Annotated in this window: 17 protein-coding genes; 10 read left to right on the top strand and 7 right to left on the bottom strand. The window is 63.8% G+C overall.

Annotated features, from left to right (window positions below):
- Nucleotides 1–4: 4 nt before the first annotated feature.
- From V1273_RS05490 to V1273_RS05500, 3 genes are all read right to left on the bottom strand, one after another.
- On the bottom strand, nucleotides 5–610 hold the full coding sequence (locus tag V1273_RS05490) for a GNAT family N-acetyltransferase (protein WP_334366615.1): 606 nt from the start codon (nucleotides 608–610) through the stop codon (nucleotides 5–7).
- Between the two features lie 122 nt (nucleotides 611–732).
- The gene (locus tag V1273_RS05495; RefSeq protein WP_334366616.1) at nucleotides 733–1,875 is read right to left on the bottom strand and encodes a type III PLP-dependent enzyme; all 1,143 of its coding nucleotides are present in this window, start codon (nucleotides 1,873–1,875) and stop codon (nucleotides 733–735) included.
- 655 nt (nucleotides 1,876–2,530) lie between these two features.
- Entirely contained in the window at nucleotides 2,531–2,791 is a 261-nt protein-coding gene (locus V1273_RS05500; protein WP_334366617.1) for a hypothetical protein, read from the bottom strand.
- 187 nt (nucleotides 2,792–2,978) lie between these two features.
- Here V1273_RS05500 and V1273_RS05505 point away from each other — a divergent pair, with 187 nt between their 5' ends.
- From V1273_RS05505 to V1273_RS05525, 5 genes are all read left to right on the top strand, one after another.
- Nucleotides 2,979–5,066 carry a M3 family metallopeptidase gene (locus V1273_RS05505; RefSeq protein WP_334408961.1) on the top strand — a complete coding sequence of 696 codons (2,088 nt, stop codon included), beginning with the start codon at nucleotides 2,979–2,981 and terminating at the stop codon, nucleotides 5,064–5,066.
- 153 nt (nucleotides 5,067–5,219) lie between these two features.
- A complete protein-coding gene (locus tag V1273_RS05510; protein WP_334412177.1) occupies nucleotides 5,220–5,846 on the top strand; it encodes a DUF1007 family protein in 627 nt (208 codons plus the stop codon).
- Nucleotides 5,843–6,913 (top strand): nickel/cobalt transporter, encoded by a 1,071-nt coding sequence (locus tag V1273_RS05515; RefSeq protein WP_334408962.1) that lies wholly within the window; start codon nucleotides 5,843–5,845, stop codon nucleotides 6,911–6,913. Before V1273_RS05510 ends, V1273_RS05515 begins: the two co-directional genes overlap by 4 nt.
- 34 nt (nucleotides 6,914–6,947) lie before the next feature.
- On the top strand, nucleotides 6,948–7,382 hold the full coding sequence (locus V1273_RS05520; RefSeq protein WP_334408963.1) for an acyl-CoA thioesterase: 435 nt from the start codon (nucleotides 6,948–6,950) through the stop codon (nucleotides 7,380–7,382).
- Nucleotides 7,383–7,684: 302 nt separating this feature from the next.
- Complete coding sequence (locus V1273_RS05525) at nucleotides 7,685–8,977, top strand: IS4 family transposase (RefSeq protein WP_334408964.1); 1,293 nt, start codon at nucleotides 7,685–7,687, stop codon at nucleotides 8,975–8,977.
- Between the two features lie 141 nt (nucleotides 8,978–9,118).
- Here the strand turns inward: V1273_RS05525 and V1273_RS05530 are convergent, their stop codons facing one another.
- On the bottom strand, nucleotides 9,119–9,517 hold the full coding sequence (locus tag V1273_RS05530) for an MAPEG family protein (RefSeq protein WP_334366621.1): 399 nt from the start codon (nucleotides 9,515–9,517) through the stop codon (nucleotides 9,119–9,121).
- A 101-nt stretch (nucleotides 9,518–9,618) separates the two neighbouring features.
- Between V1273_RS05530 and hemH the strand changes: the two genes are divergently transcribed.
- The 4 genes from hemH to V1273_RS05550 all read left to right on the top strand — a co-directional run bounded on the left by hemH (nucleotide 9,619) and on the right by V1273_RS05550 (nucleotide 12,941).
- The gene (gene hemH, locus V1273_RS05535; protein ID WP_334408965.1) at nucleotides 9,619–10,653 is read left to right on the top strand and encodes a ferrochelatase; all 1,035 of its coding nucleotides are present in this window, start codon (nucleotides 9,619–9,621) and stop codon (nucleotides 10,651–10,653) included.
- A 173-nt stretch (nucleotides 10,654–10,826) separates the two neighbouring features.
- Nucleotides 10,827–11,828: an SPFH domain-containing protein gene (locus tag V1273_RS05540; protein ID WP_065743724.1), complete on the top strand. Its 1,002-nt coding sequence runs from the start codon at nucleotides 10,827–10,829 to the stop codon at nucleotides 11,826–11,828.
- 36 nt (nucleotides 11,829–11,864) lie between these two features.
- Complete coding sequence (locus V1273_RS05545) at nucleotides 11,865–12,311, top strand: NfeD family protein (RefSeq protein ID WP_334366623.1); 447 nt, start codon at nucleotides 11,865–11,867, stop codon at nucleotides 12,309–12,311.
- 75 nt (nucleotides 12,312–12,386) lie between these two features.
- Nucleotides 12,387–12,941: a carboxymuconolactone decarboxylase family protein gene (locus V1273_RS05550; protein WP_334366624.1), complete on the top strand. Its 555-nt coding sequence runs from the start codon at nucleotides 12,387–12,389 to the stop codon at nucleotides 12,939–12,941.
- 139 nt (nucleotides 12,942–13,080) lie between these two features.
- Here V1273_RS05550 and V1273_RS05555 read toward each other — a convergent pair whose 3' ends face one another.
- Complete coding sequence (locus tag V1273_RS05555) at nucleotides 13,081–14,094, bottom strand: KpsF/GutQ family sugar-phosphate isomerase (RefSeq protein ID WP_334366625.1); 1,014 nt, start codon at nucleotides 14,092–14,094, stop codon at nucleotides 13,081–13,083.
- Nucleotides 14,095–14,288: 194 nt separating this feature from the next.
- Between V1273_RS05555 and V1273_RS05560 the strand changes: the two genes are divergently transcribed.
- A complete protein-coding gene (locus V1273_RS05560) occupies nucleotides 14,289–15,992 on the top strand; it encodes an outer membrane beta-barrel protein (protein ID WP_334408966.1) in 1,704 nt (567 codons plus the stop codon).
- A 169-nt stretch (nucleotides 15,993–16,161) separates the two neighbouring features.
- Here V1273_RS05560 and V1273_RS05565 read toward each other — a convergent pair whose 3' ends face one another.
- Together V1273_RS05565 and gltB are read right to left on the bottom strand one after the other, a co-directional pair.
- Entirely contained in the window at nucleotides 16,162–17,619 is a 1,458-nt protein-coding gene (locus V1273_RS05565; protein ID WP_334408967.1) for a glutamate synthase subunit beta, read from the bottom strand.
- Nucleotides 17,620–17,769: 150 nt separating this feature from the next.
- Nucleotides 17,770–22,503, bottom strand: coding sequence for a glutamate synthase large subunit (gene gltB / locus V1273_RS05570; protein WP_334408968.1), 4,734 nt, complete (start codon nucleotides 22,501–22,503; stop codon nucleotides 17,770–17,772).
- Nucleotides 22,504–22,789: the final 286 nt, after the last annotated feature.

Here is a 22,789-nt window from a genome sequence, read left to right on the forward strand (position 1 = left end):
GCTTTCAGGCCACGCGCGGCAGGAGCAAGGTCTTCGCCTTCCTGGTCCGCACTGCCTTTGTTTTCGGCGAGCGTGCACCGGTCGGAACGATCATCCCAGAGGCGCCATCGAGCGCGCCTTCGCAAAACTCCAGGCCGAGCAGCCGGTCGCGCTCGAAAGCGCCCGGCAGCGACAGCTCGCCGGTCTTCGCGGCCCAGAAGCCGAAGCGGGAGTAGTACGGCGCATCGCCCAGCAGGACTACCGCGCGATGGCCACGCGCCTTCGCCGCCGCGAGCGCGTGGTCCATCAGCGCAGCCCCGACCCCGAGCTGGCGGGAGGAAGCCTCCACCGCCAGCGGGCCGAGCATGAGCGCCGGGATGCCCCCGGCGCTGACGTGCCACAACCGCAACGTACCGACCAGCCGGCCCCTGCTCACAGCCGAAAGGCTAAGGCCTTCGGCGGGCGCGCGTCCGTCGCGCAGGCGCTGGCAGGCGCGCATATGGCGGTTGTCGCCAAAGCAGGCATCCAGCAGCGCCTCGCGCGCGGCGACGTCCGAGGCCCGCTCGCTGCGGATCGCAAACGGAGCGGCATCGGGGATGAGGGCAACGGTGGTCTTCCGCAAAGCAGTCATGGCACGTCAGTCCCCGCTCGCAACGGCAAACTTGCCGCGCAAAGCGTTGTCAAAAATTCGCAAATGACGGGGAGGGAGCCGGCGCACCGGCTCCCGCTATTCGAGCCTCAAAAAGAGGCAGCTCAGATGTGGTAGGTCCTGAGCGGCGGGATGCCGTTGAACGCCACCGACGAGTAGGTCGACGTGTAGGCCCCGGTGCCTTCGATCAACAGCTTGTCGCCGATCTCGAGCGTCACCGGAAGCGGGTACGGCATCTTCTCGTACAGCACGTCGGCGCTATCGCAGGTGGGACCTGCGAGCACGCACGGCGTCATCTCCGCACCGTCATGCGGCGTGCGGATGGCGTAGCGGATCGACTCGTCCATCGTCTCGGCGAGACCGCCGAACTTGCCGATGTCGAGATACACCCAGCGCACCTCGTCCTCGTCGCTCTTCCTGGAGATCAGGACGACTTCGGTCTCGATGATGCCGGCGTTGCCGACCATGCCGCGGCCCGGCTCGATGATGGTCTCCGGGATCTGGTTGCCGAAGTGCTTGCGCAGCGCACGGAAGATCGACCGGCCGTACTGCACGACCGGAGGAACGTCCTTGAGGTACTTGGTCGGGAAGCCGCCGCCCATGTTGACCATGGACAGGTTGATCCCTCGCTCCGCGCAGTCCCGAAACACCGTCGAGGCCATTGCCAGCGCGCGGTCCCACGCCTTCACCTTGCGCTGCTGCGAGCCGACATGAAACGAGATGCCGACCGGCTCCAGCCCCAGACGCTTGGCGAGGTCGAGCACCTCGACCGCCATCTCCGGGTCGCAGCCGAACTTCCGCGACAGCGGCCATTCGGCGCCGGCGCAGTCATAAAGGATGCGGCAGAACACCTTTGCGCCGGGAGCGGCACGCGCGATCTTCTCGACTTCGGCGGCGCAGTCGACTGCGAACAGGCGAATGCCGAGCGCGAAGGCGCGCGCGATGTCGCGCTCCTTCTTGATCGTGTTGCCAAAGGAGATACGGTCCGGCGTCGCACCGGCAGCCATCGCCATTTCGATTTCGGCAACGGTTGCGGTGTCGAAGCAGGAGCCCATGGAGGCGAGCAGCGACAGCACTTCGGGCGCAGGATTGGCCTTCACCGCGTAGAACACGCGGCTGTCGGGCAGCGCCTTGGCGAAGGTCTGGTAGTTGTCGCGCACGACTTCGAGGTCGACGACGAGGCACGGCTCGGTGTCCTGGCCCTCGCTGCGGCGGTTACGCAGGAATTCCTGAATACGTTCGGTCATAGCACCCCTCCAAACGGCCCAGCGACGGGTCCCGTTCAAATTTGATCTCGGACGTGAGTGCTTTGGCGTTGTCGCACGATGGAGACGCGACGAAGCCTCGAACTCAAGAACCGAATTGTGCTGCCGTGGATTGGTTGGGAATCTTCCCGCCCGCTCACCTGGCAATGAAGGACAAGCCTTTTCAGTAGCCCGCGCCGGCGGTGGAATGCCGGTAGAGACCAAAAAAGCCCGATCCGTCGTTGCTTTAAGTCGCGTCCCCCGTTGAGAGCGGGGTGCGCCGGTTCGCCTCCGGCTGCCAGTCACGGTTGCAAAGGATGGAGAGACCTTCAACGGCATCTCTTGAGAGAGATGCTGGCCGCTTCGAAAAACGACCCTCGGTTCTTCATCCCTTGGCGGCTGTCCGGCCTCTTGTCCGGATACCTACCGACTGACACACGACCACAGGCACGTGCGAAATTGGGCAAGGCTGGAAATAAGTCTTTTGAATCGGCTTCGCAAGAATTTTTTTAGGCTGGGGACAAATTTCCCCGACGTGTGCTTACGAAAGCGTTCGCAGCGCGCACGGCTCACGACAAACATGAATGGAAGTTAAGATTTTCTCAGGCAGGCGATGAATGCTTCAGCGCCTGTGCCGCAGCGCTTTCTTGAACGCGCGTCAGGCGCGCTTGGAGAACGGCTCGATGCGCTGCGCGCCGCGGATGAACGCCACCATGACCAGCACGCCGATGCCGAACAGCACCGCCTGGAGAATGTGCGCGCTGGTGTCGTTGAGATCGAACAGGATCGCGAGCGCCCAGCCGCCGGCAAACGCCGCGCCGAACACTTCCGCGCCGATCAGGATCGCAGCCGAAATGACGGTGATGACGCTCGGCCAGACGATCCGGCGGGAGGATGTGGAGGCGGGCTGTGGGCTCATGAAAAAGGTCCTGTTCAAGGGGCGCAATCTCTCCGAAAAGGCCCCATCTATCAAGCGCAAAAGGCCCAAAAATGCCGCATCGCGTGCTATAGATTGCCGCATCTTCTGGAGCGTTTTCGAGCGAAATCGGTACCGGTTTCAGCTCGAGAAAACGAGCCACGAAAACGAGGCAAAAACGGGAATTGTGATGTCAGAAACCCTGCAGACGGCGGCCCCTTCGGAAGCTGGCGAAAACCCGCTGCTCCGGCCGTGGCAGACGCCATTCGAGACACCGCCCTTCAGCGAGATCCAGCCGGAACACTTCCTGCCCGCCTTCGAGCAGGCCTTTGCCGATCACGCCGCCGAGATCGCGGCGATCACCCATGATCCCTCGGTGCCGGACTTCGCCAACACCATCACGGCGCTGGAGCGCTCGGGCAAGCTGCTCGCGAAGGTCTCTGCCGTGTTCTACGACCTGGTCTCGGCGCACTCCAATCCGGCGATCCTGGAGATCGACAAGGAAGTCTCCTTGCGGATGGCGCGGCACTGGAACCCGATCATGATGAACGCGGTGCTGTTCGGCCGCATTGCGCTGCTGCACGAGAACCGCGCCACGCTCGGCCTGACCGGCGAACAGATGCGGCTCCTGGAGCGCACCTACACCAACTTCCACCGCGCCGGCGCCGGCCTCGACGAGGTCGCCAAGAAGCGCCGGGCCGAGATCAACGAGCGGCTGGCCCAGCTCGGCACCTCGTTCAGCCACCATCTGCTCGGCGACGAGCAGGACTGGTTCATGGAGCTCGGCGAGGACGATCGTGACGGCCTTCCCGAGGCCTTCGTCACCGCGGCCAAGGCCGCCGCTGAAGAGCGCGGCATGGCGGGCAAGGCGATTGTGACGCTGTCACGCTCTTCGGTCGAGCCGTTCCTGAAGAGCTCCTCCCGCCGCGACCTGCGCGAGAAGGTCTTCAAGGCCTTCACCGCGCGCGGCGACAATGGCAACGCCAACGACAACAACGCCACCATCGTCGAGATCCTCGCGCTCCGCGAGGAGGCCGCCAAGATCATGGGCTTTCCGACCTACGCCGCCTACCGGCTGGAGGATTCCATGGCCAAGACGCCGGAGGCGGTGCGCAGCCTCCTGGAGCGGGTCTGGAAGCCCGCCCGGGCCCAGGCGCTCGCCGACCGCGACGCGCTGCAGGCGCTGATCGCGGAGGAGGGCAACTTCGCGCTGGCGCCGTGGGATTGGCGCTACTACGCCGAAAAGCTGCGGCAGCGGCGGGCCGATTTCGACGACGCGGCGATAAAGCCCTATCTGGTGCTCGACCACATGATCGAGGCCGCCTTCGACTGCGCCACCCGCCTGTTCGGGATCACCTTCTCCGAGCGCAAGGACATTCCGGTCTGGCATCCGGATGTCCGAGTCTGGGAGGTCAAGGACGCCGCCGGCAAGCACAAGGCGCTGTTCTATGGCGATTATTTCGCCAGACCCTCAAAGCGCTCCGGCGCCTGGATGACCTCGCTGCGGGACCAGCAGAAGCTCGACGTCGATATCGCCCCGCTGATCATCAATGTCTGCAATTTCGCCAAGGGCGCGGACGGCCAGCCGTCGCTGCTGTCGCCCGACGATGCGTGCACCCTGTTCCACGAGTTCGGCCACGGCCTGCACGGCATGCTGTCCAACGTCACTTATCCCTCGCTGTCGGGGACATCCGTGTTCACCGATTTCGTCGAGCTGCCCTCGCAGCTCTACGAGCATTGGCAGGAGCAGCCGCAGGTGCTGCGGCAGTTCGCCAAGCACTACCAAACCGGCGAGCCGCTGCCGGACGACCTGCTGCAGCGCTTCCTCGCCGCGCGAAAATTCAACCAGGGCTTTGCCACCGTGGAGTTCGTCTCCTCGGCGCTGGTCGATCTCGAATTCCACACCCAGCCGGCCGCTGCCAGCCGCGACGTGGCGGCGTTCGAAAAGGCGGAGCTGGAGAAGATCGGCATGCCCGCCGAAATCGCGCTGCGCCACCGGCCGACCCAATTCGGCCACATCTTCTCCGGCGATCATTACGCATCGGGCTATTACAGCTACATGTGGTCGGAAGTGATGGACGCCGACGCCTTCGGCGCGTTCGAGGAGGCCGGCGACATCTTCGATCCCGCGGTGGCAAAACGCCTGCACGATGACATCTATTCGTCGGGCGGCTCGCGCGACCCCGAGGACGCCTATGTCGCCTTCCGCGGCCGCGAGCCGGAGGCCGACGCGCTGTTGCGCCGTCGCGGCCTGCTCGAAGCAACGCCGGCGGCCTGATCAGCCGGCGCCGCTTCCACGAGTCGTCCCTGCGAACGCAGGGACCTATAACCTCTGATGTTCGTTGTGAAGGAATAGCCTTTGCCACATTGCCAAACAGAGACGACACGGCGTATCGGTCCCCGCGTTCGGAGGAATGACGTGTTACGTGGAATGTTCGGATTGTTCGGCTTGATCGTCGCGTTGTCGCTCGGCACAGCCGCGGCCGAGGCCCATCCCCATGTCTGGATCACCGCCAGGAGTGAGGTGGTCTACGCACCCGACGGGGCGATGACGGGCGTGCGTCACGCCTGGACGTTCGATGACATGTTCTCGACCTACGCGCTGCAGGGCGTCGCGACCAAGACCAAGGGCGTCTACACCCGCGAGGAACTGGCGCCGCTGGCGCAGACCAATGTCGAGTCGCTGAAGGACTTCGCCTATTTCACCTTCGCCAAAGCCGACGGCAAGAAGGCGAAGTTCGAGGAGCCGGTCGACTATTATCTCGAATACAAGGACAGCGCGCTGACGCTGCATTTCGTGCTGCCGTTGAAGGCGCCGGCGACCTCGAAGCAGTTGGCGCTGGAAGTGTTCGACCCCTCCTACTTCATCGACTTCAAGTTCGACGACAAGGACCCGATCAAGCTGATCGGTGCGCCCGCCGCCTGCCAGATGCAGTTCCAGCGGCCGAACGACGAGACCGCCAACACCCAGCGCCTGAACGAGCAGAATTTCTTGAACGGCGACAATTCCAATTATGGCGCGATGTTCGCCAACAAGGTCACGGTGAACTGCCCATGAGGCGGATGCTCCCCACGAGCCTCGCGCGAGGTATCGCAATGACGGCCGCGGCGATCGCGGCCGTTGTGATTTTCGATGCTGCCTTGCATGCGCTGATGGCGCAGAATCCGTTCGGTGGTCCACGTCCCGCGGCCGAGCCGCAGGTCGGCGGCGTGATCGGATGGATTTTGGCCAAGCAATCCGAATTCTACCGCGAAATGTCCGCCACCATCCGCGCGGCGAAATCGGACGGCAGCGCGGTCTGGACGCTGCTTGGAATCTCCTTTGCTTACGGCATTTTTCATGCCGCCGGCCCCGGCCACGGCAAGGCGGTGATCTCGTCCTATCTTGTCGCCAATGAGGAAACCGCGCGGCGCGGCATCGTGCTGTCGTTCGCCTCGGCTTTGTTGCAGGCGTTGGTGGCGGTCGCGATCGTGGCCGTCTTCGCCTGGCTGCTCTCTTCCACGGCCAAGACGATGTGCTCTGCGGAGAAGGCGATCGAGATCGTCAGCTACGCGCTGATCGCGGCGCTCGGCGCGCGGCTGGTCTGGACCAAGGGCGGCGGCTTTATGCGCGCGCTGCAGGCGAAGCCGGAGCTGGCGATGGCATCGGCCACGGCTCATCGTCACGATCATGACCACGCCCATCACCATCACCATGATCACGGCGATCATCACGGCCATGCCCATGTTCATGACGAGCATTGCGGCCATTCGCACGGGCCGACACCGGACCAACTCGCCGGTCCCGGCGGCTGGCGGCGCGGCTTGGGGACGATCTTTGCGGTGGGCATGCGACCCTGCTCGGGTGCCATCCTGGTGCTGGTGTTCTCGCTGGCGCAGGGCCTGTTCCTGGCCGGCATCGCCGCGACCTTCGTGATGGGCCTCGGGACCGCGATCACGGTCGCCGCCATCGCCGTGATCGCCGTATCGGCGAAGGGTCTGGCAAAGCGGCTGAGCGCCGGGCGCGAGGGCGGCGGCGCGCTGATCATGCGCGGCATCGAATTCGGCGCCGCCGGCCTGGTGCTCTTGTTCGGCCTCGGCCTGTTGTTCGGCTACCTCGCCGCCGAACGCGCGACGTGCCTCTGATCCACGCGACAACCACGCAAAGCCGGGAAATCCCATGTCACGCGAGCAATTCTGGTTCTTCCACCCGTTCCGGGTGCGCTACTCCGAGATCGACGGCCAGGGCGTCGTCTTCAACGCGCATTACCTGACCTATTTTGACACCACCATCACCGAGTATTTTCGTGCGCTCGGCTATGACCAATATGCCGACGCCAAGAAATCCGGCGTCGATTTCCACGTCGTCAAATCCGTCATCGAATACAAGGCGCCGGTCCGGTTCGACTGGGAGCTCGACGTCGGCGCGCGGGTGGCGCGGATCGGCAATTCGAGCCTCACCTTCGAACTCGCGATCTTCCTGAAAGGTGTCGGTGATGCGCTCGTGACCGGCGAGAGCGTCTGGGTCAACACCGATCAGAAGACGCATCGCCCGGTCCCGATATCAAAGGAGATTCGGGATTTGATCGCGACGCGGGAGCGGCATCTGGGCTGAGCCAAGTCGTCCTCGACATCGTAGGGTGGGCAAAGGCGCGCTAGCGATGTGCCCGCCATCCGTCACCGACTGTGCCATCTCCGTCGTCCCTGCGAACGCACTAGGGCATGCACACATCTAGTTCAGGTGCGGCGGATTGACTCAGGCCTGCTGCAAGGATTCCAGAATCGGGAAGTCGTGTGATTCCTATTTCGGCACTTCGGCTTTGGCAGAGGTGTCGGCATGTTGTCACAGATTAATTGGACGCTGGGTCGGTTCGGGGATCTCCGCCTTGATAAAGGGGGGCGGCGCTGCTCGAATGCATGGTCGCGGGCAAAGATGTGTGTTTGCGGCGACTTTCGAAGGGCGATCGGGCGCTCGAGGTGCGGTTCAACCGCTTCCTGCGCAATCCCAAGGTGACAACGGAGCAGATCATCGAAAGCTGGGGTGAAAGCACAGTCGCAGCGGTCGAAGGCCGCCACGTATTGGCGATCCAGGACACCAGCGAGATCAACTTCCATCCCACGGCGCGGCGCCGCCGCGGTCTCGGAGAGACCGCCAAGGGCAACGTCCACGGCGTGCTACTCCATCCCCTGCTGGCAGTGGATGCCGACGACGGCACCTGCCTTGGCCTGTTGAGCGGCCAGGCGTGGACGCGCAAGGGCCGCCGCACCGTCTCACACGACCGGCGCGACTTGTCGGACAAGGAATCGCAGCGCTGGATCAGCACCGCCCTTGCAGCCAAGCCGTTGCTGGCCGGCGCTGCCATGGTCACCGTGATTGGCGATCGCGAGAGCGACATCTTCGCGCTTTATGCGAGCGCGGCTGAGGAACACTTCCATGTGATCGTCCGCAGCATGCATGATCGCAAGCTCGCGGACGACACCAGTTTGTACGCAGCCATTGAGCGCATAGCTGTGACAGACCGGCGTGCCGTCTGGCTGCCCGCGCGAGTGCAACGGCCGGAGCGTGTCGCAAATCTCGAACTGCGCTTTGGTGTGATCGAACTGGCTCGACCGCAGACCAAGTTCCTGCGCCATCTGCCTAAGAGCTTGCCGCTATATGTGGTCGACGTCCGTGAACCCAATCCCGAAGCTGGCGTCGAGCCCCTTCATTGGCGGCTTCTCACCACCCACCCGGTAACCAGCAAAGAAGAGGCCTGGCGCATCGTCGAATGGTACAAGCGGCGCTGGCTGATCGAACAGTTCTTCCGCGTCCTCAAGACGCAAGGCTTCAAACTCGAAGACAGTCAGATCGGCTCAGCCGAGCGTCTCCTCAAGCTGGTCGCCATCGCCGCCAAGGCGGCGGTCATCACCGTCCAACTCTTGCAGGCGCGCGATGGCCGCGGCAAGCAACCCGCCAGCCTCGCCTTCAATGCCGATGAAGTTGCGGCGCTCACTGCCCTTAACGCACAGCTTGAGGCCAAAACCATACGCCTGAGCAACCCGCATCCATCCGATAGCCTTGCCTGGGCTGCCCGGATCATCGGTCGGCTCGGCGGCTGGGACGGCTACCCGTCATCCAAACCGCCCGGTCCAATTACCTTCAAACACGGCCTGGAATACTTCCACGCCGTCGCTGCCGGATGGAGCCTCAGAAATGTGTGCATGCCCTAGTGCGAACGCAGGGACCCATACGCCGCGGCGGATGTTGTCTTGTCGGGATGGTCGACGACTCTCCCTCAACAATTGGCGACGGTGGTTATGGGTCCCTGCGTTCGCAGGGACGACAGCAATTCATCCGGCGATAAGCCAACCTCACACCGGCAAATACTCCTTGATCGCCGGCAGAAAGAAGATCGCGATATTGATCGCGAAGCCGATGCTCCAGAGGATCGAGCGCAGCGTCGGGCGGTTGCCGAGATAGGTGAAGACATAGGCGATCCGCACGATCACGAACAGAATCGCGAGTTCGTCGATCAGCCGCTGCGGCCCGAGCCGAAACTCCGCCAGCAGCACGGCGACTGCAAAGAATGGAAAGGCCTCGATGCCGTTTTGATGCGCGCCAAGGGCGCGGGCGCGGATCGGGTCCTGGTAGAAGGCGGGATCGCGCGGCTTGGCATTGTCGAAGCGGCCGTAGGCGGCCCATTTGACCGATGCGATCGTCAGCAAGTACAGCAGCACCGTTCCGAAAACGCACCATTCGGCGATCGTCATGGTTCCTCCCCGCGCACGCGCGCCCCGCGGCCATTTGGCAAGCGTAGCGAACCGGCGGTTATCTTGACAAGGATAGTGCAACGCGCGAAGCCATCGAAATCATGACCGCGGTCGTCCCCCTTGGCAATGCAACGGCACCGGCAGCCCTGGAGCAACGCATCGGCGTGCTGCTGGTCAATCTCGGCACGCCTGATACCGCCGATGCCCAGGGGGTGCGGGTCTATCTGAAGGAATTCCTCTCCGACCCCCGCGTGATCGAGGATCAGGGCCTCGTCTGGAAAGCGATCCTCAACGGCATCATTCTGCGGGTGCGTCCGGCCAGGAAGGCGCGCGACTACCAGAAGATCTGGAATGCCGAGAGAGGCGAATCCCCGCTCAAGACCATCACCCGGTCGCAGGCCGAAAAGCTCGCGGCGGCGATCGCCGATCGCGAGCACGTCGTGGTCGATTGGGCGATGCGCTATGGCAATCCATCGATCCGCTCGCGGATCGATGCCCTGGCTGCGCAAGGCTGCGATCGCCTGCTGGTGGTGCCGCTCTATCCGCAATATTCCGCGGCGACCTCGGCGACGGTCTGTGACGAGGTGTTTCGCGCGCTCGCCGACATGCGTGCGCAGCCGACGCTGCGGGTGAGCCCGCCTTATTACGACAATCCCGAGTACATCGAAGCGCTCGCCGTCTCGATGTCAGAACATCTGGCGGCCCTGCCGTTCCAGCCCGAACTGATCGTGGCGTCGTTTCACGGTATGCCGCAGAAATACGTCGACAAGGGCGATCCCTATTACGCGCAGTGCGTCGCAACCACGGAAAGCTTGCGCAAGCGGTTGGGCCTTGATGCCGCCAAGCTGATCCTGACATTTCAATCGCGCTTCGGCAGCGACAAGTGGCTGCAGCCCTACACCGACAAGACCATCGAAAAATTGGCGAAAGATGGCGTGAAACGCATTGTGGTGGTGACGCCCGGCTTCTCCGCCGATTGCCTGGAGACGCTGGAGGAGATCGCGCAGGAAAACGCCGAGATCTTCAGGCACAACGGCGGCGAGCAGTTTTCCGCAATTCCCTGTCTGAACGACAGCGAGCCCGGCATGGACGTCATCCGCCAACTCGTTTTGCGCGAGCTTCAAGGCTGGATTTAACCACATCAACAACCACTCGCCGTTCGGAGCCCAAGAACATCTGGTGGCCCGCAAACTATTCCCTAGCTATATAACCATAAACTGAGAACCGCCGGCTGAACCGGGCCTACGCCGTTGCAGACAAATGAGAGATCGTGCCGGGCAACGCACCGTGCCGGCCTTGGAGGGACTTTATGAGTGGCTTCGACATTTTCGCGATTGCCTTTGTTCTACTTGTCATTGCCACATTGTTCGCGGGCGTCAAAACGGTGCCGCAGGGCTATGATTGGACCATCGAGCGGTTCGGCAAATACACCCGCACGCTGTCGCCGGGGTTGAACCTCATCATTCCCTATTTCGACCGCGTCGGCCGCAAGATGAACATGATGGAGCAGGTGATCAACATTCCCGAGCAGGAGGTGATCACCAAGGACAACGCCACCGTGACGGTGGATGGCGTCGCGTTCTTCCAGGTGTTCGACGCCGCGAAAGCGAGCTACGAGGTCGCCAATCTCGAGCAGGCCATCATCGTTTTGACCATGACCAACATCCGCTCGGTGATGGGTTCGATGGACCTCGACCAGGTGCTGTCGCATCGCGACGAGATCAACGAGCGGCTGCTGCGCGTGGTCGACGCAGCCGTCTCGCCATGGGGGCTCAAGGTCAACCGCATCGAGATCAAGGACATCGTGCCGCCGGCCGACCTGGTGGAAGCGATGGGCCGGCAGATGAAGGCCGAGCGCGTCAAGCGCGCCGACATTCTGCAGGCCGAGGGCCAGCGCCAGTCGGAGATTTTGCGCGCCGAAGGCGCCAAACAGGGGCAGATTTTGCAGGCCGAAGGCCGCCGCGAAGCCGCCTTCCGCGACGCCGAGGCGCGCGAGCGCCTGGCGGAGGCGGAAGCCAAGGCGACGCAGATGGTCTCCGAGTCCATCGCCAAGGGCGACGTCGCAGCGTTGAACTATTTTATCGCCGACAAGTACATCAAGGCGTTCGGACAGTTCGCGGATTCGCCGAACCAGAAGATCCTGATGATCCCGCTGGAAGCCACTAGCGTGCTGTCCTCGCTCGCCGGCATCGGGGAGATCGCCAAGGCGACGTTTGGCGAAAGTGCCGCTTCCGCTGCGGCCGCTGCACGGCGGACATCGTCGGTGCCGAACACCGGTCCCACCCCACCGCCGGTCACGCCGCAGCGGTGAGAGCTTGATCTGGAAGATCGATTAGAGGTTCGTGTCATGACCGACATATTTTCGACGTTAGGCACCTGGAATTGGCTGATCTTCGGCTTCGTCCTGATGGCGCTGGAATTGCTCGCGCCGGGTGTCTTCATGTTCTGGCTCGGGCTCGCGGCGCTATTGGTCGGGCTCGTGTCGTTTGCGATCAGCCCGTCCTGGCAGACGCAGCTCCTGATGTTTGCGGTGTTCGCGGTTGCCGCGGTACCGGCATGGCGGCACTTTGCGCGCAGCGAGGGCAGCCGCAGCCTGAGCAACCCGTTTCTCAACAACCGGACCAAGGCGCTGATCGGCCGGGAATTCACGCTGGAAAAGCCGATCGTCGGCGGCACCGGCACCGTGCGGATCGACGACACGGTCTGGCGCGTCGCCGGCCCTGACGCGCCGGCTGGCAGCCGGGTCAGGGTGGTGCAGGCCGATGGCGCCAGCCTGACGGTGGCGGCGGCTTAGCGCTCTATCATCTCCTTGCATTATGCTACAAAAAGTGTAGCATTGCTACTGTATTAGTAGCAATGGAGGTTGGCCGTGTCACAATCCGTGCCGCGCATCGCGCCACTTGAGCCGCCTTATGCACCTGACATTGCCGAGCAGTTCGACCGCATCATGCGCGGCGCGCCGCCGCTGGTGCTGTTTCGCGTCATTGCGGGCAATGCGCGGGCCTGGGAGAAATTCCGCGCCGGCAGCCTGCTGGATCGCGGCCCGCTCAGTTTGCGGGAGCGCGAGATCGTCATCGACCGTACCTGCGCGCGAACAGGCTGCGAGTACGAATGGGGCGTGCATGTCACGACGTTCGCGGAGGCCGCGCATCTGACGGAAGCGCAGGTCCGCGCCACCGTGCTCGGCGCCGCCACCGACGCATGCTGGTCGCCAGCGGAGCAGGCCCTGATCGCCGCCATCGACGCGCTGCACGAGCGCGCCACGCTTGATGACGCCGAATTCGCGGCGCTATCGGCGCATTACGACGAGGCGAAAATATTCGAGACCATCCTGCTGTGCGGATTCTATCGCACCGTGTCGTATCTCGCGAACGGACTGGCACTGCCGCTGGAGGAGAACGCGGTGCGGTTTCCGAAGGCCTAACCCCGTCATTGCGAGCCACCGGGTCGCGCGAATGCGCGCCCGATGACAGGCTCCGCGAAGCAATCCATCTCGCGGCATAACGGATAGGTGGATTGCTTCGTCGCTTGCGCTTCTCGCAATGACGTGGAGAGGTCGGGAGTTACGCCACTCCCGCGCGCAGGAAATCGTGCAGGTGCACGATGCCGATCGGCTTGCTGGCGTCGGTCACGATCAGCGTCGTGATCTTCGAGGAGTTGAGGATCTCCAGCGCCTCGCCGGCCAGCACGTCGCGGTCGATCGTCTTCGGATTCCTCGTCATTACCTCGTCGACGGTGGCCGACATGAGCTGCGGCCCCATATGGCGGCGCAGGTCACCGTCGGTGACAATGCCGACGATGTGTCCGCGTGCGTCGACAATACCGACACAGCCAAAGCCCTTGGACGTCATCTCGACCAGCGCCTCGGACATGCTGGTGCCGAGCGGCTTCAGCGGCACCGCGTCGCCGGTATGCATGAGGTCGCGGGTGTATTTCAGGAGCGCGCCGAGCTTGCCGCCGGGATGCAGCACGCTGAAATCGACCGAGGTAAAGCCGCGGCCTTCCAGCAATGCGATCGCCAGCGCGTCGCCGAGCGCCAGCATCATCAGGGAGGAGGTGGTCGGCGCGAGATTGTGCGGGCAGGCCTCACGGGCCTTCGGCAGCGTCAGCGCGATGCCGGCCGCCTTGGCGAGGGAAGATTCGCGCTCCGCCGTCATGGCGATCACGGAAATGCGGAAGCGCTTGGCATAGGTGATCAGATTCTTCATCTCCGGCTGCTCGCCGGACCACGATAGCGCCAGGATGACGTCGTCCGGCGTGATCATGCCGAGGTCGCCATGGCTCGCTTCGGCCGCATGGACAAAGAAGGCGGGCGTGCCGGTGGAGGCGAAGGTCGCGGCGATCTTGCGGCCGATATGGCCCGACTTGCCGAGCCCGGTGACGATCAGCCGTCCCTTGGCGTTCCGGATCAGATCGACGGCGGCGACAAAGGGTGCGCGAAGGTCGGACTGCAGCGCCGCCGCGATCGCGGCGATGCCGCTGCCCTCGGCATCGAGCGTGCGCAGCGCCGATTGGACGGCGGCATCAGCGGGTTCAGAGCCGGATGATTGTACCATCAGCGGATTCGGGTTGGCCATGTCTGTCCCAGGGAAGGAGGGGCTTCGCGCCCCGAACCCCTGCATAGCATGGGCCGTCCGGCGAAGCGACGCGGGGCTGCCGCCCTCAACGGCTCATTAACCATAATTGTTTTAACTCCATTAACGACGTGTTCCGCGAGCGTTCGGCGTTCGTCCACCAAGTATCTGTTTTTGTTGGGGTATATTTTATCGTGATGGCGGGGCCAGCATCGGGCCGGAACGGCCGCGCGCGCCTCTTCCGCGCAGCCTTGCCGTGCCTTGCGCTGATCGTCCTGACCGGAGCCGCAGCGCGAGCGCAAACCCTCACGCCGGACCTGTTCAGCTCAAGGCGGACCAGTCAGATGCTGCCGCCGGATTCGCCGCTGCGCCGGACGGCGGCGGAGGTGAACGATCCCCTCAACAGCCCGAAGCTGCAAGAGAGCGACAAGCCCGCGCCGTCGCGGATCGGACAGATCCCGAAATACGGTCTGCCGGCCGCGAGCGGCGCCGCCGACATCGGCTACGATTCGCTCAACCGCAAGCGCAAGAAGCCGAAATATTATCCGGGGCAGGCGAAGCCGAAGTCGCCGGTCGGGCCCGGTAGTCCGCCGCCGCCGATTGCGTCGAACACGCGGTTTCGGCTGTCGATTGCCCCATCGGAATCCGCGCACAAAACCCCGATCCCACCAGCGATGGCGGGAACGGTGGTGGGACAGCCGCCGCGCAAGCGTCTCAGGATCGATGACGATCCGTTCGGCGCGGTCGGCGATTATGCCGGCAGCTTCCTGATCAAGTCGGCGGTCGAATTCTCCGGCGGCTACGATACCAATCCCGGCCGGCTCGCCCCGGCGCAAGGCAAGCCGTTCTATGTGATCGCGCCGGAATTTTTGGTGATCTCCGACTGGGAGCGCCATGCGCTGGTGGCCGATCTCCGCGGCTCCTTCACCGGCTATACCAGCAACCTCACGCCGAACGCCGACGGCACGCCGCTGTCGGCGCCGCTCGATGTCGACCGGCCCAACTTCCTCGGCCATGTCGACGGCCGGCTCGACGTCAGCCGGAACACGAGGCTGACCGCGCAGGGACGCTTGTTCGTCTCGACCGACAATCCCGGCAGCCCGAACGTGCAGGCCGGTCTCGCCAGATATCCGATCCTCACCACGGTTGGCACGACTATCGGCGTCGACCAGAGCTTCAACCGGCTGCAGGTTTCCGCTGGCGCCACCGTCGACCGCACCGACTATACCAATTCAAAGCTCACCGACGGCACTTCAACGACCAACGACGACCGCAATTTCAGCCAGTACGGCGGCGTCGGCCGCGCCAGCTATGACTTGAAGCCGGGCATAAAGCCGTTCGTGGAAGTGCAGGGCGACAGCCGCGTGCATGACGTCAGGCTCGACCGCAGCGGATTTGCGCGCGATTCCAGTGGCGGCTACGTCAAGGGCGGCACCAGCTTCGAATTCTCGCGGCTATTGACCGGCGAAATCGCCGTCGGCTATGCCGCGCGCGACTATGTCGATCCGAGGCTCGATCGCCTGGAAGGCCTGCTCGTCTCGTCCTCGCTGGTCTGGACCGCAACGCCGCTGACGACGGCAAAATTCTATTCCGACACCACGATCACGGAGACCACGCTGCCAGGCACGTCGGGCGTCCTGACGCATGTCTACACCGTCGAAGTCGACCACGACTTCCGCCGCTGGCTGACCGCGATCGGCAAGTTCACCTGGGGCTCGCTCGACTATCAGGGCAATCCCAGGCGCGACAAGATCTACGCGGTGTCGGGCGAAGCCATCTACAAGATGAACCGCAACGTCTGGCTCAGGGGTACCCTGCGGCGCGACTGGCTGGATTCGAACCTGGAGGGGAATAGCACGGCGTCGACGGTGGTGATGCTGGGGGTGCGGCTGCAGAACTAGGCGCTCGGCTCTCCGCGTGCGTTCCCCGGATGCTGCGCAGCACGAAGTGATGCGCTGCTGATCCGGGGTCCATGCGAGCGGCGCCATGGGTCCCGGCTCTGCGGAGCAGCGTTACACGCTGCACCGCGTCCGGGACACGAGGTAACACAAAAAAGCTTTGGGTGTTGTGCTACCGCGGCAGCGTCGTCGACCCCATCAGATACTGATCGATCGCCCGAGCGCACAGGCGCCCTTCGCGGATTGCCCAAACCACCAGCGACTGTCCGCGGCGCATGTCGCCGGCGGAGAAGACGTTCGGCAGCGAGGTCTTGTAGTCGGCCATGTTGGCGCGGACGTTGCCGCGCTGGTCGAGGTCGACGCCGAGCGTCTTCAGCATGCCGTCGTGCACCGGGTGCACGAAGCCCATGGCGAGCAGCACGAGCTGCGCTTCGAGCTCGAATTCGGTGCCCGCAATCGGCTTGAACTTGTCGTCGACCTTCACGCAGTGCAGCTTTTGCACCTTGCCGTCGACGCCCGAGAATTTTTGCGTCAGCACCGCGTATTCGCGGCTCGCGCCCTCGGCCTGGCTCGACGAGGTCCGCATCTTCAAGGGCCAGTTCGGCCAGGTCACGCCCTTGTTCTCGTGCTCGGGCGGCGCCGGCATGATCTCGAGCTGGGTCACGGACTTCGCACCCTGCCGGAACGAAGTTCCGATGCAGTCGGAGCCGGTGTCGCCACCGCCGATCACGACGACATGCTTGCCGCCGGCCAGGATATCCTTGACGTCGCCGAGCGGCTCGGAGGAGACGCGGCGGTTCTGCTGCGGCAGGAAGTCCATCGCAAAATGGATGCCGTCGAGATCGCGGCCGGGGATCGGCAGATCGCGGCCGGCTTCGGCGCCGCCGGTCAAGGCTACCGCGTCATACTGGTTGAGCAGCTCGCGCGGATCGATCGCGCCTTGTGAAGCGCCGCCGATATGGACGCCGTAATGGAACGTCACGCCCTCGGCCTCCATCTGCGCCACGCGGCGGTCGATGATATGCTTTTCCATCTTGAAGTCGGGAATGCCGTAACGAAGCAATCCGCCGGCCTTGGCGAACTTCTCGTAGACATGGACGTCATGGCCGGCGCGCGCGAGCTGCTGCGCGGCCGCAAGGCCCGCAGGTCCGGAGCCGACGATCGCGACCTTCTTGCCGGTCTTGGCCTGCGCGACTTCCGGCTTCAGCCAGCCATTGTCCCAGGCGCGGTCGACGATCGCGCATTCGATCGTCTTGATGGTGACCGGGTTGTCGTCGATGTTGAGCGTGCAGGACGCCTCGCACGGCGCCGGGCAGATGCGGCCAGTGAACTCCGGGAAATTGTTGGTCGAGTGCAGGTTGCGCGAGGCTTCTTCCCAGTTGCCCTGGTAGACGAGGTCGTTGAAATCGGGGATCTGGTTATTGACCGGGCAGCCCGGCGTGCCCGGCGCCACCGAGCCGGTGCCGTGGCAATAGGGGATGCCGCAGTTCATGCACCGCGCGGCCTGGTCGCGGGTGTCCTTCTCACTCAAGGGAATGACGAATTCGCGATAATGCTTCAACCGCTCGGCGACCGGCACATACTTGCGTTCGTTCCGGTCGATCTCGAGGAAACCTGTGATCTTGCCCATTAAACCTGATGCCCCTGCATCTCTCGTTCGCATCTATCTGTTTCCGTCACCCTCCGTCACTGCGAGGAGCGTGAGCCGCGAAGCAATCCATGGTTCGGCTCGTCGCGCTATGGATTGTTTCGCTGCGCTCGCAATGACGGGCTGGTGTAACTAAGCCCCGATCGCGATTTTCGGCTCGGCGTCGGCGTCCACCTTCAATTCCTTCAGCGCGCGGCGGTATTCCACCGGCATCACCTTGCGGAATTTAGGCAGCCAGGCCTTCCAGTTCGCGAGGATCTCGGCGGCCTTCTTCGACCCAGCCAGTTTGGCGTGGCGCGTGATCAGCACGTGCAGCCGCTCGATGTCGGACTCGAGCAGGTTCTGGAACACGTCGACTCGGCCATGCTGCTCGAGATCGCCGGAATGGTGGTAGGTGTTCTGGTTGATCATCTCTTCCGAGAGCACCGGTTCCAGTTCGACCATCGCCATGTTGCAGAGCTTTGCGAAGTCGCCGGCCTCGTCGAGTACATAGGCGATGCCGCCGGACATGCCGGCTGCGAAGTTGCGGCCGGTCTTGCCCAGCACCACGACGATGCCGCCGGTCATATATTCGCAGCAATGATCGCCGGCGCCTTCGACGACCGCGATAGCGCCGGAGTTGCGCACCGCAAAGCGCTCGCCGGCGATGCCGCGGAAGTAGCATTCGCCCTCGATCGCGCCGTACATCACCGTATTGCCGACGATGATGGACTCCTCCGGCACGATGCCGGAATTCTTCGGCGGCTTGACGACGATGCGGCCGCCCGACAGGCCCTTGCCGACGTAATCGTTGCCTTCGCCTTCGAGCTCGAAGGTGACGCCCTTCGCCAGCCACGCGCCGAACGCCTGGCCTGCCGTGCCCTTCAGGCTGACATGAATGGTGTCATGCGGCAGCCCGGCATGGCCGTAGATCTTCGCCACGGCTCCGGACAGCATCGCGCCGGCGGAGCGGTCGGTGTTGTTGATCTCTTCCTCGATTTTCACCGGCGCGCCGCGGTCGAGCGCGGCCTGCGCCTTCTCGATCAGGCGGCGGTCGAGCACCTTCTCCAGATGATGGTTCTGGGCTTCGGCGTGATAGATCTTCTGGCCCTTCTCTTCCTTCTGGCGGACGAAGAGTTTTGAGAAATCGAGCCCTTTGGCCTTCCAGTGCGCCACCAGCGTGGACTGGTCGAGCATCTGGGTCTGGCCGATCATTTCGTCGAACTTCCTGTAGCCGAGCTGCGCCATGATCTCGCGTACTTCCTCGGCGACGAAGAAGAAATAGTTGATGACGTGCTCGGGCTGGCCGGTGAAGCGCTTGCGCAGCACCGGATCCTGGGTCGCGACGCCGACCGGGCAGGTGTTGAGATGGCACTTGCGCATCATGATGCAGCCGGCCGCGATCAGCGGCGCGGTGGCGAAGCCGAACTCGTCGGCGCCGAGAAGTGCGCCGATCACGACATCGCGCCCGGTGCGGAAGCCGCCGTCGACCTGGACCACGATACGGCTACGCAGCCGCTCGCGCACCAGCGTCTGGTGGGTTTCGGCAAGGCCGATCTCCCACGGGCTGCCGGCATGCTTGATCGAGGTGAGGGGGGAGGCTCCGGTGCCGCCCTCGAAGCCCGCAATGGTGACGTGGTCGGCGCGCGCTTTCGCCACGCCCGCGGCCACCGTGCCGACGCCGATTTCGGAAACCAGCTTGACCGAGACCTGACCGTCCGGATTGACGTTCTTGAGGTCGTAGATGAGCTGCGCCAGATCCTCGATCGAATAGATGTCGTGATGCGGCGGCGGCGAGATCAGGCCAACGCCGGGGGTCGAATGCCGCACGCGCGCGATCGTCGCGTCGACCTTGTGGCCAGGCAATTGGCCGCCTTCACCGGGCTTGGCGCCCTGGGCCATCTTGATCTGCATCATGTCGGAGTTGACGAGATATTCCGTCGTCACGCCGAAGCGGCCCGAGGCGACCTGCTTGATCGCCGAGCGCATTGAATCGCCATTCGGCATCGGCTTGAACCGATCGGCCTCTTCGCCGCCTTCGCCGGTGTTCGACTTGCCGCCGATCCGGTTCATCGCGATCGCGAGCGTGGTGTGCGCCTCGCGCGAGATCGAGCCGAAGCTCATCGCACCCGTGGCGAAACGCTTGACGATTTCGGAGGCCGGCTCGACCTGGTCGAGCTTCACCGGTTTGCGCTTCTCGTCCTCGGCGGTCTTGATCCGGAACAGGCCGCGCAGCGTCAACAGCCGCTCCGACTGCTCGTTGAGGATCTTCGCGAACGCGCGATAGCGCTCCTGCGAGTTGCCGCGCACGGCATGCTGCAGCGCTGAGACGGACTCGGCCGTCCAGGCGTGATCCTCGCCGCGGGTGCGGTAGGCGTATTCGCCGCCGACATCGAGCGCGGTCTTGTAGACCTGCGCGTCTCCGAATGCATCCGTATGGCGCCGCACCGTTTCCTCGGCGATTTCGACCAGGCCCACGCCCTCGATGCGGGTGTGGGTGCCGGCAAAATACTTCGCGACGAAATCGGCCTTCAGCCCGACGGCGTCAAAAATCTGCGCGCCGCAATAGGACTGGTAGGTCGAGATGCCCATCTTGGACATCACCTTGAGCAGGCCCTTGCCGATCGACTTGATGTAGCGCTTGACGATTTCATAGTCGTCGAGCGCGCCCGGCAGGCGGTCCTTCATCGCGATGATGGTTTCGAACGCCAGATACGGATTGATCGCCTCGGCGCCGTAGCCGGCCAGGCATGCGAAATGATGCACCTCGCGCGGCTCGCCGGATTCGACGACGATGCCGACCGAGGTGCGCAAGCCGGTGCGGATCAGATGATGATGCACGGCGGCGCAGGCGAGCAGCGAGGGGATCGGAATCCGGTCCGTGCCCGCCATGCGGTCGGACAGGATGATGATGTTGACGCCTTCGCGCACCGCGCCTTCGGCGCGCGCGCAGAGTTCGTCGAGCACCTGCTCCATCCCCGCCGCGCCGAAGCCGGCATGGAATGTGGTGTCGAGCGTGCGTGACTTGAAATGGGTGTCAGCGACATCGGAGATCGAGCGGATCTTCTCCAGGTCCGCATCGGTCAGGATCGGCTGGCGCACCTCGAGCCGCTTGGTCGAGGCCATGCCCTGCAGGTCGAACAGGTTCGGCCGCGGCCCGATGATCGAGACGAGGCTCATGACGAGTTCCTCGCGGATCGGGTCGATCGGCGGGTTGGTGACCTGCGCGAAATTCTGCTTGAAATAGGTGAACAACGGCTTGGGCCGGTCCGACAGCGCCGAGATCGGCGTATCGTTGCCCATCGAGCCGGCGGCTTCCTCGCCGGTCGCCGCCATCGGCGTCATCAGGATGTTGATGTCTTCCTGCGAATAGCCGAACGCCTGCTGCCGGTCGAGCAACGGCAGGTTCGAACGCATGCCCTTGACGGGCGCATCGGGCAATTCCTCCAGCACGAGCTGGGTGCGATGCAGCCAGTCGCTGTAGGGGTGGCTCTTGGCCAGCGTCGCCTTGATCTCGGCGTCGGGAATGAGGCGTCCCTGTTCGAGGTCGACCAAAAGCATCTTGCCGGGTTGCAGCCGCCACTTGGTGACGATCTCATCCTCCGGGATCTTCAGCACGCCCATTTCGGACGCCATCACGATGCGGTCGTCCTTGGTGACGAGATAGCGCGCGGGACGGAGCCCGTTGCGGTCGAGCGTGGCGCCGATCTGGCGGCCGTCGGTGAACGCGATCGCGGCAGGGCCGTCCCACGGCTCCATCAGCGCGGCGTGATACTCGTAGAAAGCGCGGCGCTGCTCATCCATCAGGGGATTGCCAGCCCACGCTTCCGGAATCATCATCATGACCGCGTGCGGCAGCGAGTAACCGCCCTGCACCAGGAATTCGAGTGCATTGTCGAAGCAGGCAGTGTCGCTCTGGCCTTCGTAGGAGATCGGCCAGAGGCGGCTGATGTCCTTGCCGTAGAGCTCCGAGTGAACGGAAGCCTGCCGCGCCGCCATCCAGTTGACGTTGCCGCGCAGCGTGTTGATTTCGCCGTTGTGGGCGATCATCCGGTACGGATGCGCCAGCGACCAGGTCGGGAAGGTGTTGGTCGAGAAGCGCTGATGCACCAGCGCCAACGCGCTCTCGAAATCCCCTTCGTGCAGATCGGGATAGTACTTGCCGAGCTGGTCGGCGAGGAACATGCCCTTATAGATCACGGTGCGGCACGACAGCGAGACCGGGTAATAGCCGGCGAGCCCGCGGTCGCGGCGCTGGTAGATCGCCTGCGAGATTGACTTGCGCAGGATGTAGAGCCTGCGCTCGAACTCGTCCTCGGTCTTCGCCGTGCCGTTGCGGCCGATGAAGACCTGCATGTGGTAGGGTTCGGTCGGCTTGACGGTTTCGCCGAGCGAAGCGTTGTCGGACGGCACATCGCGCCAGCCGAGCAGCACGAGGCCCTCTTCCTTGATCTGTTCGGCGATGATGCTCTGGATCACTTTTCGCCACGCCGTCTCCTTCGGCATGAACAGCGCGCCGATCGCGTAGTGGCCGGGCTCCGGCAGCTTGAAGCCGAGTTCGGCGGTCTTGCGCGAAAAGAACGCGTGCGGGATCTGCACCAGAATGCCGGCACCGTCGCCGGCGCGCGGATCGGCGCCGACCGCGCCGCGATGTTCGAGGTTGCAGAGAATGCTGATCGCGTCGGAGACGATCTGATGCGACTTGCGGCCCTTGATGTTGGCGATGAAGCCGACGCCGCAGGAATCCTTCTCCATGCCGAGGTCGTACAGGCCCTCGGCCGGCGGGCGCCAGTCATGCTCGCGCGCAATGTCGGCCGGTTTCGAAGCCGCGGTCGCCGACAGGGTTTCTGTCACGATGTTTTCGCGCTCGAATTCCGACCCGCTCATCTCATTCCTCTCAAAAAGGCTAAGGGCCTCACCGCATCGTCGGCGCACCTTGGACGCTTGCGGCACCCACCGGGCCACCGCTCGTCCGCCGCGAGCCGCAATTTCTTAAATTCAGGCTTGGGCGTTCAACGTCCCTGAGGAACGGCCTTGCCTGCACTGCCCTGGAGCTCGTGTCGCCACGGTTTCGTTGCAATCCCTGTGCCGGGACGGCTCCGCAATTGAGACAGTGATACTGTCCTAACTTCGACCATGCCAAATTTTTCTTTATCACACAAGCGCGTGAAAG

It is taken from the genome of Bradyrhizobium sp. AZCC 1721 (assembly GCF_036924715.1).
Lineage (GTDB): Bacteria > Pseudomonadota > Alphaproteobacteria > Rhizobiales > Xanthobacteraceae > Bradyrhizobium.